Origin of the sequence: Pseudomonas sivasensis (assembly GCF_013778505.1) — a bacterium.
In the GTDB taxonomy this organism is placed as follows: Bacteria; Pseudomonadota; Gammaproteobacteria; order Pseudomonadales; family Pseudomonadaceae; genus Aquipseudomonas; species Aquipseudomonas sivasensis.
Genome location: NZ_JAAOWU010000001.1, coordinates 738,580 through 753,173, shown reverse-complemented (window position 1 = coordinate 753,173; position 14,594 = coordinate 738,580). Strand labels below are relative to the sequence as shown.

Sequence of the window (14,594 nt, the reverse complement as noted above, 5' to 3'; positions counted from 1 at the left end):
AATATATCTGCGGCGATTGCCATCCTTCGGCTCACCTCATAACCTGCACGCCATTTTGTTTGTCTGCCGAGCCTCTACATGACTGCCACCTTTTCCTCACAGGCGCAGCGTTTTTCCCGCTCCGACTACAAAACCCTGGGCCTGGCCGCCTTGGGCGGTGCCTTGGAAATCTACGATTTCATTATTTTCGTGTTTTTTGCGCTGACCCTCAGCCAACTGTTTTTCCCCCCGGAAATGCCCGAGTGGCTGCGCCTGCTGCAAAGCTTCGGCATCTTCGTCACCGGCTACCTGGCGCGCCCGTTGGGCGGGATCCTGATGGCGCATTTTGCTGACCACCTGGGGCGTAAGCGCGTGTTCAGCCTAAGCATCCTGATGATGGCGCTGCCGTGCCTGCTGATCGGGATTATGCCGACCTACGCGCAAATCGGTTATTTCGCCCCGCTGATCCTGCTGGCGCTGCGCGTGCTGCAAGGCGCGGCGGTGGGCGGCGAAGTGCCCAGTGCCTGGACCTTCGTCGCCGAGCACGCACCGCGCAATCACCGTGGGTATGCGTTGGGCTTCCTGCAAGCTGGCCTGACCTTCGGTTACCTGCTCGGTGCCTTGACGGCCACGCTGCTGGCGCAAGTCTTCACCCCGGCCGAAATCCTCGATTACGCCTGGCGTTTCCCGTTCCTGCTCGGCGGTGTGTTCGGCGTGATCGGCGTATGGCTGCGCCGCTGGCTCAGCGAAACCCCGGTGTTCCTCGAAATGCAGGCCCGCCGCCAAGCCGCTGCCGAACTGCCCCTGCGCACCGTACTGCGCGACCACCGCGCCGTATTGTTGCCGGCGATGATCCTCACTTGTGTGCTCACCTCTGCGGTGGTGGTCCTTGTCGTCATCACCCCGACCATGATGCAAAAAACCTTCGGCATGAGCCCCAGCCACACCTTCGCCCTGAGCGCCTTGGGCATCGTGTTCCTGAACATCGGCTGCGTCCTCGCCGGCCTGCTGGTGGACCGCATCGGCGCCTGGCGCGCGGTGCTGGTTTACAGCCTGTTGCTGCCAATGGGCATCGCGGTGTTGTACGCCAGCCTGATCAATGGCGGCGTGTGGCTGGGCGCGGCGTACGCCTTGGCGGGCTTGAGCTGCGGCGTGGTGGGCGCGGTGCCGTCGGTGATGGTCGGGCTGTTTCCGGCGCAGGTGCGGGTGTCGGGGATTTCCTTTACCTACAACATTGCCTACGCGCTGTGGGCGAGCACCACACCGCTGATGCTGATCGCGTTAATGCCTACCAGCCCATGGATTTGCGTGGGGTATTGCGTGGTGATGGGGGCGGTGGGGGTGGCGAGTGTGGCGCTGTTTGGCAAGCGTCACACGTTAGCCGCGTGAAGATCAGCTAGGAACGTGCCCGAGCACTGATCAACCTGGTCACTGAAACGGTCGTTTGCAGCGTCAACGAAAAAGCCCGCCCCAGAGCCCTTGCTGTCGATTTTGTAATCTTTGCTCCACCGACCTGATAAGTCGCGAGCGCTACATTGCCAGCGCTTGGACTTCATGGCCGTGGAACTCTCGTTATGGCAATTTCCGTTAAAAAACTGATGGGGGCGACAGTGTTGTGGTTGGCTGCAAACGCGGCCCTGGCGCAACCCCTGACCCTCGATAGCGCCCTGCAAAACGCCTTCGCCAACAACCCGGACCTGGCCGCTGCGCAGTGGGAAATTGACATCGCTGCGGGTGGTCGCCAACAGGCTGGGCTGATCCCCAATCCGGTCGCTTCCTGGGACGCCGAAGACACTCGCCGCGACTCACGCACCACCACCGTCAAGCTCAGCCAGACTCTGGAACTGGGCGGCAAGCGCGGTGCACGCATCGATGTCGCTTCCCGTACTCAGGACGCCGCCGCGCTGACCCTGGAACAGCGCCGCAACAGCCTGCGCACTGACGTGATCGACAGCTATTACGCGGCCCTTCGCGCCCAGGAGCGGCTCGATCTGGCGCAACGCTCCCTGGCCTTGGCCGAGCGTGGTCTGGTGATCGCCAATGGTCGCGTCACCGCAGGCAAGTCGTCTCCGGTGGAAGCCACGCGCGCGCAAGTGCAGTTGTCGGAAATCCGCCTGGAATTCAACCGCGCACAGATCGGCCTTACCGACGCCTATCGCCGCCTGGCCGCCAGCACGGGCAGCGCCAGCGCCGACTTCGCGTCCGTCGCCCCGCCAAGTCAATCCACACCCGCGTTGCCGCCCGCTGCGCAATTGCTGGCGCGCCTTGAGCAAACCACCGAGCTGCGCCTGGCCGAACTGCAGATCCTGCAGAACGAGGCCAATGTGGGCCTGGAAAAAGCCCAGCGGATTCCCGATCTCGATGTGTCCATCGGCAGCCAATACGACGCCAGCGTGCGCGAGCGCGTGAACCTGGTGGGGGTGTCGATGCCGATCCCGCTGTTCAACCGCAACCAGGGCAACGTGCTTGCCGCCACCCGCCGCGCTGATCAGGCCCGCGATCTGCGCAATGCCGCCGAACTTCGCCTGCGCACCGAAACCCGCCAGGCCCTCGACCTGTGGCAAGCCGCCAATAACGAGGTGCGCGCGTTCAACCAACAGATCCTCCCCGCCGCCCAAAGCGCGGTAGACGCCGCCACCCGTGGCTTCAAGATGGGCAAGTTCAACTTCCTCGACGTGCTCGACGCCCAGCGCACCCTGATTGCGGCACGCACCCAATACCTGACGGCCACCTCCCAGGCCACCGACGCCTGGCTGCGCATCGAGCGGATTTACGGCGACCTCGCCCGGTTCTGATTTTTTCTGGAGTCCCCTATGAATAGAAAACACGGCGTGGCGCTTGCCGTCGCCTTGGGCCTGATGCTGTCGAGCCTGGCAAATGCCGAGGAAGAAGAAGGCGCACTCGAACTCACCGCGCAACAAATCGAGGCTGCCGGCATTCAACTTGCCCAGGCCCAACCCAGGCCGATCAGTACTTTGCTGACGCTGCCGGGAGAAGTGCGGTTTGACGAAGACCGCACCTCGCACATCGTCCCGCGTGCTGCCGGGGTTGTGGAGTCGGTGAAGGTCAATCTCGGTCAATCAGTGAAGGCGGGCGAGTTGCTGGCGGTGATCGCCAGCCAACAGATTTCTGACCAGCGCAGCGAGCTGGCTGCCAGCGAGCGCCGGGTGGAACTGGCGCGTACGACCTTCCAGCGTGAGCGCCAGTTATGGCAGGACAAGATCTCCGCCGAGCAGGATTACCTGCTGGCGCGCCAGTCCCTGCAAGAGGCCGAAATCGCGCTGAACAATGCCCGCCAGAAGATGACCGCCCTCAGCGGCAGTGCGGTGTTGGTCGGCGGCAATCGGTATGAGCTGCGTGCGCCGTTCGCCGGTGTGGTGGTTGAAAAACACCTCGGTGTTGGCGAGGTCGTGAGCGAAACCAGTAACGCCTTTACCCTCTCGGACTTGTCCCAGGTGTGGGTCACCTTCGGCGTGTTTCCCAAGGACTTGAACAAGGTTCGCATCGGCAAACCGGTGACCGTCAGTTCCACGGAAATGGGTACCCACGTGCGCGGCACCGTGGCCTACGTCGGCAATCTACTCGGCGAGCAAACGCGCACCGCCACCGTGCGCGTGAGCGTGCCCAACCCTGACGATGCCTGGCGCCCTGGGCTGTTTGTCACGGTGCAACTGGCCACGGACACCGCCCATGCCAAGGTCACCGTACCGCAGGAAGCGATCCAGACCGTCGAGGACAAACCCTCGGTGTTCGTGCGCACCCCGGACGGTTTTATCACTCGCCATCTTGAATTGGGCGTCAGTGAAAACGGCTACGTCGAAGTGCGCCAGGGGCTGGACGCCGGCGAGCAGGTGGCCACGGTCGGCAGCTTCATCCTCAAGTCCGAACTGGGCAAAGGCTCGGCCGAGCACGCCCATTGATCCTGCGAGTGATTCCCCATGTTTGAGCGCCTTATCCAATTCGCCATTGAGCAGCGCATCATCGTGCTGCTGGCGGTGCTGTTGATGGCCGGTGTCGGCATCGCCAGCTATCAGAAATTGCCCATAGACGCGGTGCCTGACATCACCAACGTGCAGGTACAGATCAACTCGGCGGCGGCTGGTTTCTCGCCATTGGAAACCGAGCAGCGCATTACTTTTCCCATCGAAACTGCGATGGCCGGTCTGCCGGGTTTGCAGCAGACGCGTTCGCTGTCGCGCTCCGGCTTGTCCCAGGTCACGGTGATTTTCAAGGACGGCACCGATCTGTTCTTCGCCCGTCAATTGGTCAACGAACGCTTGCAAGTCGCGCGCGAGCAATTGCCCAGCGGCATCGAAACGGCGATGGGACCGATCTCCACCGGGCTTGGGGAAATCTTCCTGTGGACCGTGGAAGCCAAGGACGGCGCGCTCAAGGACGACGGCACGCCTTACACGCCGACGGACCTGCGGGTGATCCAGGACTGGATTATCAAGCCGCAACTGCGCAACGTGCCCGGCGTGGCCGAGATCAACACCATCGGCGGCTTTGCCAAGGAATACCAGATCGCCCCAGATCCAAAGCGTTTGGCGGCCTACAACCTGACTTTGAACGATCTCGTCACCGCGCTGGAGCGCAACAACGCCAACGTCGGCGCCGGTTATATCGAGCGCAGTGGCGAGCAACTGCTGATCCGCGCACCGGGGCAATTGGCGTCCATTGATGACATCGCCAATATCGTCATCACGTCTGCGGACGGCACGCCGATTCGCGTGCGTAATGTGGCCCAGGTCGAGATCGGCCGTGAACTGCGCACTGGCGCCGCCACGGAAAACGGCCGTGAAGTGGTGCTGGGCACGGTGTTTATGTTGATCGGCGAAAACAGCCGCAGCGTGTCCCAGGCCGTGGCGAAAAAACTCGAAGACATCAACCGCTCGCTGCCCGAAGGCGTGGTGGCGGTGACGGTCTACGACCGTACCAACCTCGTCGAAAAAGCCATTGCCACGGTAAAGAAGAACCTCTTTGAGGGGGCGCTGTTGGTGGTCGCGGTGCTGTTTCTGTTCCTGGGCAATATCCGGGCGGCGTTGATCACCGCGATGGTGATTCCCCTGGCGATGCTGTTCACCTTCACCGGCATGTTCACCAACAAAGTCAGCGCCAACCTGATGAGCCTCGGCGCGCTGGACTTCGGCATTATCGTCGACGGCGCGGTGGTGATCGTCGAGAACGCCATCCGCCGCCTGGCCCACGCGCAACAGCGCCACGGCCGTCTGTTGACCCGCAGCGAGCGCCTGCACGAAGTGTTCGCCGCCGCCAAGGAGGCACGGCGTGCGTTGATCTTTGGGCAGTTGATCATCATGGTCGTCTACCTGCCGATCTTCGCCCTCACCGGTGTGGCCGGGAAGATGTTCCACCCCATGGCCTTCACTGTCGTGATCGCCCTGCTGGGCGCGATGATTCTGTCGGTGACCTTCGTACCGGCGGCGATTGCGCTGTTTGTCACCGGCAAGGTCAAGGAAGAGGAAAACCTGGTGATGCGCAGCGCACGCCGGGTCTACGCGCCGGTGCTGGATTGGGTGATGACGCGCCGTCCGCTGGTGTTCGGTCTGGCGCTGCTGACCATCGTTGGTTCGGGCGCGGTGGCCAGCCGCATGGGCAGTGAATTTATCCCCAGCCTCAGCGAGGGCGATTTCGCCCAACAGGCCCTACGTGTGCCCGGCACCAGCCTCACGCAATCGGTGCAGATGCAGCAGCAACTTGAGAAAGTATTGATGGCCCAGGTGCCGGAAATCGAGCGGGTGTTTGCGCGCACCGGTACCGCAGAAATCGCCTCTGACCCGATGCCGCCGAATATTTCCGACAGCTACGTGATGCTTAAACCCAAGGACCAATGGCCCGATCCGGACAAAACCCGCGAAACGCTGATTGCGGACATTCAGCGCGCCAGTGCGATCGTGCCCGGCAGCGCGTATGAACTGTCGCAACCGATCCAACTGCGCTTCAACGAGCTGATCTCTGGGGTACGCAGTGATGTGGCGGTCAAGGTGTTTGGCGATGACATGGCGGTGTTGAACAAGACCGCCGGGGAAATCGCCGAGACCTTGCAGAAGCTTGATGGCGCCTCGGAAGTGAAGGTGGAACAGACCTCCGGTTTGCCGGTGCTGACCATCAATATCGACCGCGACAAGGCTGCGCGTTTTGGCCTGAATGTCGGTGATGTGCAGGACACTATTGCGGTGGCCGTCGGTGGGCGCCAGGCCGGTACGTTGTATGAAGGCGACCGCCGTTTTGACATGGTTGTGCGTTTGTCCGACGCCCTGCGCACCGATATCGACGGACTGTCGCGGCTGCTGATCCCGGTGCCGGCGCTGGCCTCCGGGCAACTGGGTTTTATTGCCTTGTCCCAAGTTGCCAGCCTGGACCTGGTGCTCGGTCCGAATCAGATCAGCCGCGAGAACGGCAAGCGCCTGGTGATCGTCAGCGCCAACGTGCGTGGGCGCGATATTGGTTCGTTTGTGGCAGAGGCCGAAGCGGCCATCACCGATCAGGTGAAAGTACCGGCGGGCTACTGGACCACCTGGGGCGGCCAGTTCGAACAGCTCAAGGAAGCCTCCGAGCGCTTGCGCATCGTGGTGCCGGTGGCATTGCTGCTGGTGTTCGGCTTGCTGTTTATGATGTTCAACAACCTCAAGGACGGGCTGCTGGTGTTTACAGGCATTCCGTTCGCGTTGACGGGTGGGATCATGGCCTTGTGGCTGCGGGATATTCCTCTGTCGATCTCGGCAGGGGTGGGCTTTATCGCGTTGTCCGGTGTGGCGGTGCTCAACGGCCTGGTGATGATTGCGTTTATCCGCAACCTGCGCGAGGAAGGGCGCTCATTGTCGGTGGCGATCAACGAAGGCGCTCTTACCCGACTGCGCCCAGTGTTGATGACCGCGCTGGTGGCGTCCCTCGGATTTATCCCCATGGCCCTGGCCACCGGCACCGGGGCCGAGGTGCAACGGCCGCTGGCGACAGTGGTGATCGGGGGGATTATTTCTTCGACGTTGCTGACCTTGCTGGTGTTGCCGGCGTTGTATCAGTGGGCGCATCGCAAAGAAGAGGGCAATGGTTGAAGTAGTTGAAGCGGGGTTTCTGTGGTGTCAGTGGTGAGCGGGCTTGCCCCGCGCTGGGCTGCGAAGCGGCCCCAATCCGGCTACCGAGGTTTTCAAGACAAACCGCAGCGCCTGTTTTTGGGGCTGCTTCGCAGCCCAGCGCGGGGCAAGCCCGCTCACCACAATAATCCCGCTCGGCACAATAAGTGCGGTGATCACAATAAGCTCGATCGGCACAACAAGTGCGGTGACCACAATAATCCCGCTCACCACAACAAGTGCGGTGACCACAATAAGCCCGGTCACCACAACAAGCCTGATCACTAAAAAACGGCGTGTTCAAGGAAGGGGAAACACCAGTCTGAACCGCGTAAAGCACCCTGGTTGGCTGCTGACGTCGGCGTGCCCTTGGTGCAGGTGCATGATCGATTGCACGATGGCCAGTCCCAACCCGGTGCCGCCTTCGGCGCGGGTGCGACTGCTGTCGGCGCGGTAGAAACGTTCGAACAAGTGCGGCAGGTGCTGCGTTTCGATGCCTCGGCCGGGATTGCCCACCGACAGCGCCACGCTCTGGTCGTAGGTTTCCACCAGCAGCAACACGCTGGCGCCGCTGGGCGTGTGGCGGATCGCGTTGGACAGCAGGTTAGAGATAGCGCGCTGGATCATCAGGCGATCCCCGTTCACCCACGCGTCGCCGCGCAGGCTCAGGGTGACCTGCTTGTCCTCGGCGCTCAGGGAGAACAGTTCGATCACCCGCTGCGCTTCGTCCCCCAGTGACACCGCGCCAAACCCGGCCCGTGCCGCCGGGTGGCTGACTTGGGCGAGAAACAGCATGTCGGAGACGATGCGCGACAGGCGTTCCATTTCCTCGGTGCAGGATTCCAGCCCGGCTTTGTACTCGTCCGAAGGGCGCTCGCGGGACAGGGTCACTTGGGCCTTGCCCATCAGGTTGGTCAACGGCGCGCGCAGTTCGTGGGCCAGGTCGTCGGAGAATTGCGACAGCTGCTGCACCCCGGCATCGAGGCGATTGAGCATCACGTTGAAACCTTGTGCCAACTCGCCCAGTTCCTTGGGCAGGTTATCCACAGACAACCGATGGGTCAGGTCCTGGGTGGTGACTTGGGCCGCCACATGGCTGAACTGCTTCAATGGCGCCAAGCCGCGTTGCACCAGCCACCAGGCGCCCATGCCGATCAGGATCAACAACAACGGCAAGGCGATCACCGTGGAGCGCAGGTAGGCGCTGAGTAACGCTTCATCGTCGGAGCGGTCCAGCGACAGCAATACCCGCACATACTCGCCGCCGCGCAAGGGCATCACGTGGGTGGCGGTGAGGATGCGATTGTCGCGACCGTCCACCCAATTCACGTAGGCCAGGTTTTTGCCGGCGGGGGCGTCGAGCAACAGCGGCTGCTGAGGTTTGGCGCCAACGCTGAGCAGCACCGGCGCGTTAGGCTGGGTGCCGGTGATGGTCAGGTAGATGTTGTCGTGGCCCATCACCAGGTCCAGCAACGAGTGAGGGCGGGCGGCGATGTCGTGGGGTTTTAAATCCTGGCGCAGGCTGTGTTCCAACTGCTCCATCTTGTTTTCCAGGCCTTTGCGCGCGAGGTTTTCCAATTCGTGGGTCAGGGCCAGGTAGGCGAGGGTGGCGAGCAGTACGACCAGCCCCGCGCCCATCAGGCTGACCGTCAGGCCCAGGCGCATCGATAGGCTGCTGGTCTTCATTGGCGCGCTTCCAGCACATAACCCACGCCGCGAATGGTGTGGATCAGCTTGACCTCGCTCTGGTCATCGACCTTGCCGCGCAGGCGGCTGATGGAGACTTCCACCACGTTGGTGTCGCAATCGAAGTTCATGTCCCACACCAGGGAAATAATCTGCGTGCGGGTCATCACCTCGCCGGTCTGGCGCATCAGCACATGCAGCAGGGCGAACTCCTTGGTGGTCAGGTCGATGCGCCGGTTGCCGCGATAGGCACGATGCCGGCGTGGGTCCAACTCCAGGTCCGAGACGCGCAGCACCTCCGGCAGCGGGATATGTTCACTGCGCCGCAGCAGGGTGCGCACGCGGGCGAGCAACTCGGGAAATTCGAAGGGTTTGACCAGGTAATCGTCGGCGCCCATGTCCAGGCCCTTGATCTTATCGGCCAGGCGCCCGCGCGCTGTGAGCATCATCACGCGCTGATTGCCCTCACGGCGCAGTTGCTCCAGCACTTCCCAACCGTCGGTGTTGGGCAGGTTGACGTCGAGGATCACCAGTTCATAGGTGTTTTGCCTGGCCAGGTGCAGACCGTCGATGCCGCTGGCGGCGCAGTCGACGACGTAACCGCTTTCGGTCAGGCCTTGCTGCAAGTAATCGGCGGTTTTCTGCTCGTCCTCAACCACAAGGATACGCATGGGGATTTACCTTCAAGGAAACGAAAGGAGATGGCCTCATAGAGGCTCTGAGGGATCTATAGGAAAACTCTGAAGCCTGAAGTAGCTTTAGGGTCAAGGCAGCCCAGGCCGCTGCGACGATTCGTCGCTGAACACACGCACAAAAAAAACGCCCCAGATGGGGCGTAAAAATTCATCTCTGTTCCAAAGGAGCTACACAAAAGCTGCAGAGATGAAGTGTGTTCGATGTGCAGTATAAAAAGTGCAACTTAACGAGAAGGTGGGGCCGATATTACAGTTCTGACAGACTTCAACTTGTGAACAGATGTACGGCATCGGCAACTGAATGTAAGTGGAACACCTAGAGCACGGCCAACGGATACTCGATAATCACGCGAACTTCTTCCAGGTCCGACTCGAACGCACTTGAACGCACGGTGGCCTGGCGTAGCCTGAGCGACAGATCTTTCAAGTTGCCACTTTGCACCACGTACTTGGCTTCGATATCCCGCTCCCATCGGCGTTGATCGGTGAGCGGATCGCCGGCTGAATCGCGGCGCATGTACACCGCGTTGGCGTTGCTGTAATCGGCGCCGGTGCCTTTGGCGTAGCGGGTCATGAACGACAGGCCGGGGATGCCGAAGGCCTGCATGTCCAGGTCATAGCGAACCATCCACGAGCGTTCCTTGGGCGAGTTGAAGTCGCTGTACTGGATCGAGTTGTTGAGGAAGATCGAGTCCGAGTTGCGCAGGTAGTCGAAGTCGTCATCGCCGTTGTTGCGTTGATGGGACACGGCCAGGCTGTGGGCGCCGACCTTCACTCCGAGTCGGGCGCTCCAGATGGTGTTATCGAATTCACCGAGCAGTTTTTTACCTTCGTCCACAGCCTTATAGACGTTGACGTCGCCGAACAACGAGACGTCGTCGCTCAGCGGGTAACTGGCCGCGCTGCCCGCGTAATACTGGTTCCACGCGTCTTTGAGTCGGCTGCTATAGAGGCTTAGGCTGAGGTGTTTGTTGAGCTGGTAATCGCCGCCGCCATAGGCGATCCAGGGCGAGTCCACGGGGCCTGCGTAAAACGTTGCAAAGCCTTTGTTCATGCCGCTTTCAGCCGGTTGGCTCATGCCGCTCAGGCGCCCGCCCTGCAAGGTCAGGCCTTCCAGGCTGGTGTTCTGCGCGGTCACGCCACGGAAGCTTTCCGGCAGCACCCTTGAATCGCCGTAGGCCACCACCGGCGTAAGCGGGAACACGTCGCCGGCCTTGATCACCGTGTCCAATACGCGCAGTTTCGCCGCGCCGCCCACTTTGCTGTAGCTGTCTTCGGGATGGTTGTTGCTGTCCACCGGCATCACGCCGAACGAGCCCTTGCCGCCGCTGCGGCCGGTGCCCGAGTCGAGCTTCACGCCGACCATGGCGAAGGCGTCCAGGCCAAACCCCACTGTGCCCTGGGTAAAGCCAGACTCGAATTTACCGATCAAACCCTGGGCCCAGGCTTCCGAATAACCATTGCCGGTCGGGCTGGATTGGCCCTTGCGATCATCGCGATTGAAGTAAAAATTGCGCGCCAGCACGTTCAGGCTGCTGCCTTCGATAAACCCTTCGGGCGTGTCTTCAACCGCTACCGCCGCCAGGGGTAAAGCGGCGCACAGTGATAGGGGAAGGGTGTAATAACGGATCTGCATGTTTCGCTCCTCGGTATTGGCAGTTATCAGCTTCTTATGGAGGTGGGCGTTCTTATTGATTTGGCCCGGGCTGATAGTTGCAAACCGTGGATAACGATTGGATGGCTTGAACATTACAATTCTGGAAACTCCCTGCCGCCTAACAAATAAGTAATGTTCTGGTGAACATCGTGACAGGGTGGGTTGGTTAGTCTCGGCACTGAACTTTCAGTCGAGGAATTAACCATGAACTTTTATCGCATTGGCTTGGGTGTATTGATTGCTACGTTGTCATTCGGGGCACTGGCCGAAGGCGGCGGTGACCGCACCTTTGACCGAATGATGGAGCGCAATGAAAAAGCCATGGCCGCCTACGCGGAGAAAAACGGCAAACCCGCGCCCCAGGTGCAGGTGTATCGCTATGGCATGGACCTGGACATTGCCAAGGTGGTCAACGTCACACCGCCGATCCGCGCCTGTAACCCTGTGCCCTCGCGCATGACCTATGAGGACTCCAGCGGAACACTCACTACCTTGGAATATCAAGTCATGGGCGTGTGTCGAAATAACGGCAGTTAATGGCGTCAAAAAAAAGAGTCGAGAATGACACTAAAGTACGCTTCAGAAAGGCTCCGCAGGGCCGATGCATGTCAGATCTTTCTTTCTCCATTTGACCATCGGTGACCAATGTTCAACACCCGTTTGAAGCAGGAGCTGTCGGCTCTTCGCGAAGAATTGTCCAGCTTGCAGCAGGTTAAGGAGAGCCTGGAAAGCGAAATGTTGTGCCTGACGCTGGACGCCGAAGGTCGGGTGGAATGGGCGAATGCCAATTTCCTGCAGGAGCTGGCTTACCAGTCGAGCAATATTGTGGGGCGCCCCATCGAAGATTTGGTGCCAGTTCATGTACGCAGGGATGAGTTCCAGCAGCGCTTCAACAACGCACTGCGACGTGGCGAGCACTTCGCTGGCACTGTGCGGTTGATGCGTGGCAATGGCCTGGAAGTGTGGCTGCGCTCGATCGTGCAGCCGGTGCGCAGTTCCGATGGGCGCATCAAGCATTTTTCGATTTACGCCAGCGACCTGACCCGCACCATCGAAGCATCGCGCGAGCATGAAAACCTGATTACTGCACTGGTGCGTTCCACCGCTGTGATCGAGTTCGACTTGGGCGGCCATGTGCTCACCGCGAATGATCGGTTCCTCGGCGGCATGGGTTACAGCCTGGCGCAGATCCAGGGCAAACATCACCGTATGTTCTGTGAGCCGCAGGAGTACAACAGCGCCGAGTACCAGAACTTCTGGAATCGTCTGAACAACGGTGAGTTCGTCGCCGCGCGCTTCAAACGTGTGGACAGCCGTGGGCATGTGGTGTGGTTGGAAGCTACCTACAACCCGGTGATGGACGCCAATGAACGCCTGTACAAAGTGGTCAAGTTCGCTACGGTGATCACCGATCAGGTCAACCGAGAACAAACGGTGGCCGACGCCGCGAACATTGCGTACACCACCTCCCTGCAAACCGACAACAGCGCCCAACGCGGCACCACGGTGGTGACTCAGGCGGTGGAAGTGATGCGCGATCTGGCTACGCACATGCAACAGGCCGGTGAAGGCATTGAGGCGCTGAACGCGCAATCCCAGGTGATAGGCACCATCGTCAAGACCATCAGCGGCATCGCCGAGCAGACCAACTTGCTGGCGCTCAACGCGGCCATCGAGGCGGCGCGCGCCGGCGAGCAGGGCCGCGGTTTTGCGGTAGTGGCCGATGAGGTCCGCCAGTTGGCGTCGCGTACCAGCAAAGCCACCGAGGAAATCGTCGGTGTGGTGCGTCAGAACCAGGACATGGCCCGCGATGCGGTAGCCCTGATGACCGACGGCCGTCTGCAAGCCGAGCAAGGTCTGGCCCTGGCGGCGGAAGCGGGCACGGTGATTGTGGAGATCCAGGACGGCGCACAGAAGGTGGTCAGCGCTGTGGGGCAATTCGCTAACCAACTGTCGACCTGACCCGTAGGGCTCATGCTTGAGGTATCGTAGGTTTTTTCCGTTTAGAAGAGCCGATCCTCCATGAGCCCTGCCCACTGCCGCCCCGTTCCGCTGTCCAAGGCCTATCGCTTGCTCAACCACGGCCCGACCGTGCTGGTCAGTGCGGCCCACAACGGCCAGCGCAATATCATGGCGGCGGCCTGGGCCATGCCGCTGGACTTCGAACCGCCGAAAGTCGCTGTGGTGCTGGACAAGGCCACCTGGACCCGTCAGCTGTTGGAAGGCGCCGGCACGTTCGTGCTGCAGGTGCCCTGCGCGGCCCAGGCCGACCTGGTTCAGACAGTCGGCAATACCACCGGCACCGAGCGCGACAAGTTCGCCACGTATGGCTTGCAAACCTTCAGCGGTGAACACACCGATGCGCCCTTGCTGGAAGGCTGCGTAGCCTGGCTGGAATGTCGCCTGCTTCCCGAACCCCACAACCAGCAGACCTATGACCTGTTCCTCGGCGAAGTGGTCGCGGCCTATGCCGACGAGCGGGTGTTCAGTGAAGGCCACTGGCACTTTGAAGGTCATGATGAGTTGCGCACTTTGCACCATGTAGCCGGCGGCAATTTCCTGAGCATCGGCCAGCCGATTGTGGGGCGGCAGCTCTAAGCCTCACCAGCGTGCGTTTGCCAGCGCCTCGGCAAACGCCATCAATTTTGGCGAGTACTGCCGGGATGGCGGGTAGACCAACGAGATGCCCCGGCTGCGCCCGGCGACTGTCTCCAATACTGGCACCAGGCGTCCTGTGGCCAGGTCATCCCGCACGGCGAAATCCATTACCTGGGCAATGCCAAAGCCTCCCACGGCGCCGTCGACCATCGCATCACCGATATCAAAGATCAGCCGCCCCTCGACACTGACGTCCTGCACTTTGCCGTCGATCATGAATTGCCAATCCACCATACGGCCGGTACGTAAGTTGCGCACGGTGAGGCAGTGGTGGTCCTTGAGTTCATCAATTGTCTGCGGAGTACCAAAGCGCGCCAGATAGGCGGGTGCGGCAACGGTGATCCATCGCAGGGGTGCCAGGTTGCGGGCGATCAGGCGTTGGTCCTGGATTTCTCCGGTGCGCAACAACGCGTCGAAGCCTTCATCGACGATATCCACCAGGCGGTCGGTCATCACGGCTTCGATGCGCAACTCGGGGTAACGCAAGGTCAACTCGCCGATGACCGGCATCACCACCTTGCGGCCGAACAATGAAGGTGTACTGATTTTCAACAGGCCCGATGGGCTGCAGCGACGGTCGAGCATCAGCTTTTCGGTTTCGGCCAGTTCCGCCAGCAGCGGCGCGCTGCGCTCGTAGAGCATCTGACCATCGGGGGTCAGGCTGACGCTGCGCGTATTACGTTGCAGCAGGCGCACGCCCAATTCGTTTTCCAGGCGTGAGATGGCGCGGGACAGGCCTGACTGAGTGAGCCCCAGATCACCCGCCGCACGGGTAAAACTGCGGGCTTCGGCCACGCGGACCAGTAGGCGAACAGCATTCAGATCCAT

12 protein-coding genes and 1 pseudogene are annotated in these 14,594 nt (G+C 61.0%); 8 read left to right on the top strand and 5 right to left on the bottom strand.

Annotation, left to right across the window (positions count from 1 at the left end; translation table 11 throughout):
- Positions 1-78 precede the first annotated feature (78 nt).
- The 4 genes from G9Q84_RS03455 (at position 79) to G9Q84_RS03440 (ending at position 7,052) form a co-directional block, all read left to right on the top strand.
- Positions 79-1,368, top strand: coding sequence for an MFS transporter (locus G9Q84_RS03455; RefSeq protein WP_032886045.1), 1,290 nt, complete (start codon positions 79-81; stop codon positions 1,366-1,368).
- Positions 1,369-1,553: 185 nt separating this feature from the next.
- Positions 1,554-2,774 carry a TolC family protein gene (locus G9Q84_RS03450; RefSeq protein WP_181642891.1) on the top strand — a complete coding sequence of 407 codons (1,221 nt, stop codon included), beginning with the start codon at positions 1,554-1,556 and terminating at the stop codon, positions 2,772-2,774.
- A gap of 18 nt (positions 2,775-2,792) precedes the next feature.
- Positions 2,793-3,899, top strand: a complete 1,107-nt coding sequence (locus G9Q84_RS03445) for an efflux RND transporter periplasmic adaptor subunit (RefSeq protein WP_181642890.1) — start codon at positions 2,793-2,795, stop codon at positions 3,897-3,899.
- Positions 3,900-3,917: 18 nt separating this feature from the next.
- The gene (locus G9Q84_RS03440; protein WP_095183747.1) at positions 3,918-7,052 is read left to right on the top strand and encodes a CusA/CzcA family heavy metal efflux RND transporter; all 3,135 of its coding nucleotides are present in this window, start codon (positions 3,918-3,920) and stop codon (positions 7,050-7,052) included.
- Positions 7,053-7,079: 27 nt separating this feature from the next.
- On the opposite strand, the gene G9Q84_RS03435 is transcribed toward G9Q84_RS03440, so the two are convergent.
- From G9Q84_RS03435 to G9Q84_RS03420, 4 genes are all read right to left on the bottom strand, one after another.
- Entirely contained in the window at positions 7,080-7,337 is a 258-nt protein-coding gene (locus tag G9Q84_RS03435) for a hypothetical protein (protein WP_181642889.1), read from the bottom strand.
- A 33-nt stretch (positions 7,338-7,370) separates the two neighbouring features.
- A complete protein-coding gene (locus tag G9Q84_RS03430; RefSeq protein WP_181642888.1) occupies positions 7,371-8,756 on the bottom strand; it encodes a heavy metal sensor histidine kinase in 1,386 nt (461 codons plus the stop codon).
- A complete protein-coding gene (locus G9Q84_RS03425; protein ID WP_032886055.1) occupies positions 8,753-9,427 on the bottom strand; it encodes a heavy metal response regulator transcription factor in 675 nt (224 codons plus the stop codon). The genes G9Q84_RS03430 and G9Q84_RS03425 overlap by 4 nt, the downstream gene beginning before the upstream one ends.
- A gap of 340 nt (positions 9,428-9,767) precedes the next feature.
- Positions 9,768-11,087 carry an OprD family porin gene (locus tag G9Q84_RS03420; protein WP_181642887.1) on the bottom strand — a complete coding sequence of 440 codons (1,320 nt, stop codon included), beginning with the start codon at positions 11,085-11,087 and terminating at the stop codon, positions 9,768-9,770.
- A 225-nt stretch (positions 11,088-11,312) separates the two neighbouring features.
- On the opposite strand from G9Q84_RS03420, the gene G9Q84_RS03415 reads away from it, so the two are divergent.
- The 4 genes and pseudogenes from G9Q84_RS03415 to G9Q84_RS03405 all read left to right on the top strand — a co-directional run bounded on the left by G9Q84_RS03415 (position 11,313) and on the right by G9Q84_RS03405 (position 13,706).
- Positions 11,313-11,645: a DUF2790 domain-containing protein gene (locus tag G9Q84_RS03415; protein ID WP_032886058.1), complete on the top strand. Its 333-nt coding sequence runs from the start codon at positions 11,313-11,315 to the stop codon at positions 11,643-11,645.
- A gap of 108 nt (positions 11,646-11,753) precedes the next feature.
- Positions 11,754-12,527, top strand: a pseudogene (locus G9Q84_RS29700) (PAS domain-containing protein); the annotation flags it as partial.
- Positions 12,528-12,638: 111 nt separating this feature from the next.
- Positions 12,639-13,070 (top strand): methyl-accepting chemotaxis protein, encoded by a 432-nt coding sequence (locus G9Q84_RS29695; RefSeq protein ID WP_371926554.1) that lies wholly within the window; start codon positions 12,639-12,641, stop codon positions 13,068-13,070.
- 60 nt (positions 13,071-13,130) lie between these two features.
- The gene (locus G9Q84_RS03405; RefSeq protein WP_095183750.1) at positions 13,131-13,706 is read left to right on the top strand and encodes a flavin reductase family protein; all 576 of its coding nucleotides are present in this window, start codon (positions 13,131-13,133) and stop codon (positions 13,704-13,706) included.
- Positions 13,707-13,709: 3 nt separating this feature from the next.
- On the opposite strand, the gene G9Q84_RS03400 is transcribed toward G9Q84_RS03405, so the two are convergent.
- On the bottom strand, positions 13,710-14,594 hold the full coding sequence (locus tag G9Q84_RS03400; RefSeq protein WP_032886062.1) for a LysR family transcriptional regulator: 885 nt from the start codon (positions 14,592-14,594) through the stop codon (positions 13,710-13,712).

Bases quoted from the DNA above. Each gene is read 5' to 3' on its own strand.
- G9Q84_RS03455 (WP_032886045.1), top strand. From the start codon at position 79: ATGACTGCCACCTTTTCCTCACAGGCGCAGCGTTTTTCCCGCTCCGAC.
- G9Q84_RS03450 (WP_181642891.1), top strand. From the start codon at position 1,554: ATGGCAATTTCCGTTAAAAAACTGATGGGGGCGACAGTGTTGTGGTTG.
- G9Q84_RS03445 (WP_181642890.1), top strand. From the start codon at position 2,793: ATGAATAGAAAACACGGCGTGGCGCTTGCCGTCGCCTTGGGCCTGATG.
- G9Q84_RS03440 (WP_095183747.1), top strand. From the start codon at position 3,918: ATGTTTGAGCGCCTTATCCAATTCGCCATTGAGCAGCGCATCATCGTG.
- G9Q84_RS03430 (WP_181642888.1), bottom strand. From the start codon at position 8,756: ATGAAGACCAGCAGCCTATCGATGCGCCTGGGCCTGACGGTCAGCCTG.
- G9Q84_RS03425 (WP_032886055.1), bottom strand. From the start codon at position 9,427: ATGCGTATCCTTGTGGTTGAGGACGAGCAGAAAACCGCCGATTACTTG.
- G9Q84_RS03420 (WP_181642887.1), bottom strand. From the start codon at position 11,087: ATGCAGATCCGTTATTACACCCTTCCCCTATCACTGTGCGCCGCTTTA.
- G9Q84_RS03415 (WP_032886058.1), top strand. From the start codon at position 11,313: ATGAACTTTTATCGCATTGGCTTGGGTGTATTGATTGCTACGTTGTCA.
- G9Q84_RS29695 (WP_371926554.1), top strand. From the start codon at position 12,639: ATGCGCGATCTGGCTACGCACATGCAACAGGCCGGTGAAGGCATTGAG.
- G9Q84_RS03405 (WP_095183750.1), top strand. From the start codon at position 13,131: ATGAGCCCTGCCCACTGCCGCCCCGTTCCGCTGTCCAAGGCCTATCGC.
- G9Q84_RS03400 (WP_032886062.1), bottom strand. From the start codon at position 14,594: ATGGATCTGAATGCTGTTCGCCTACTGGTCCGCGTGGCCGAAGCCCGC.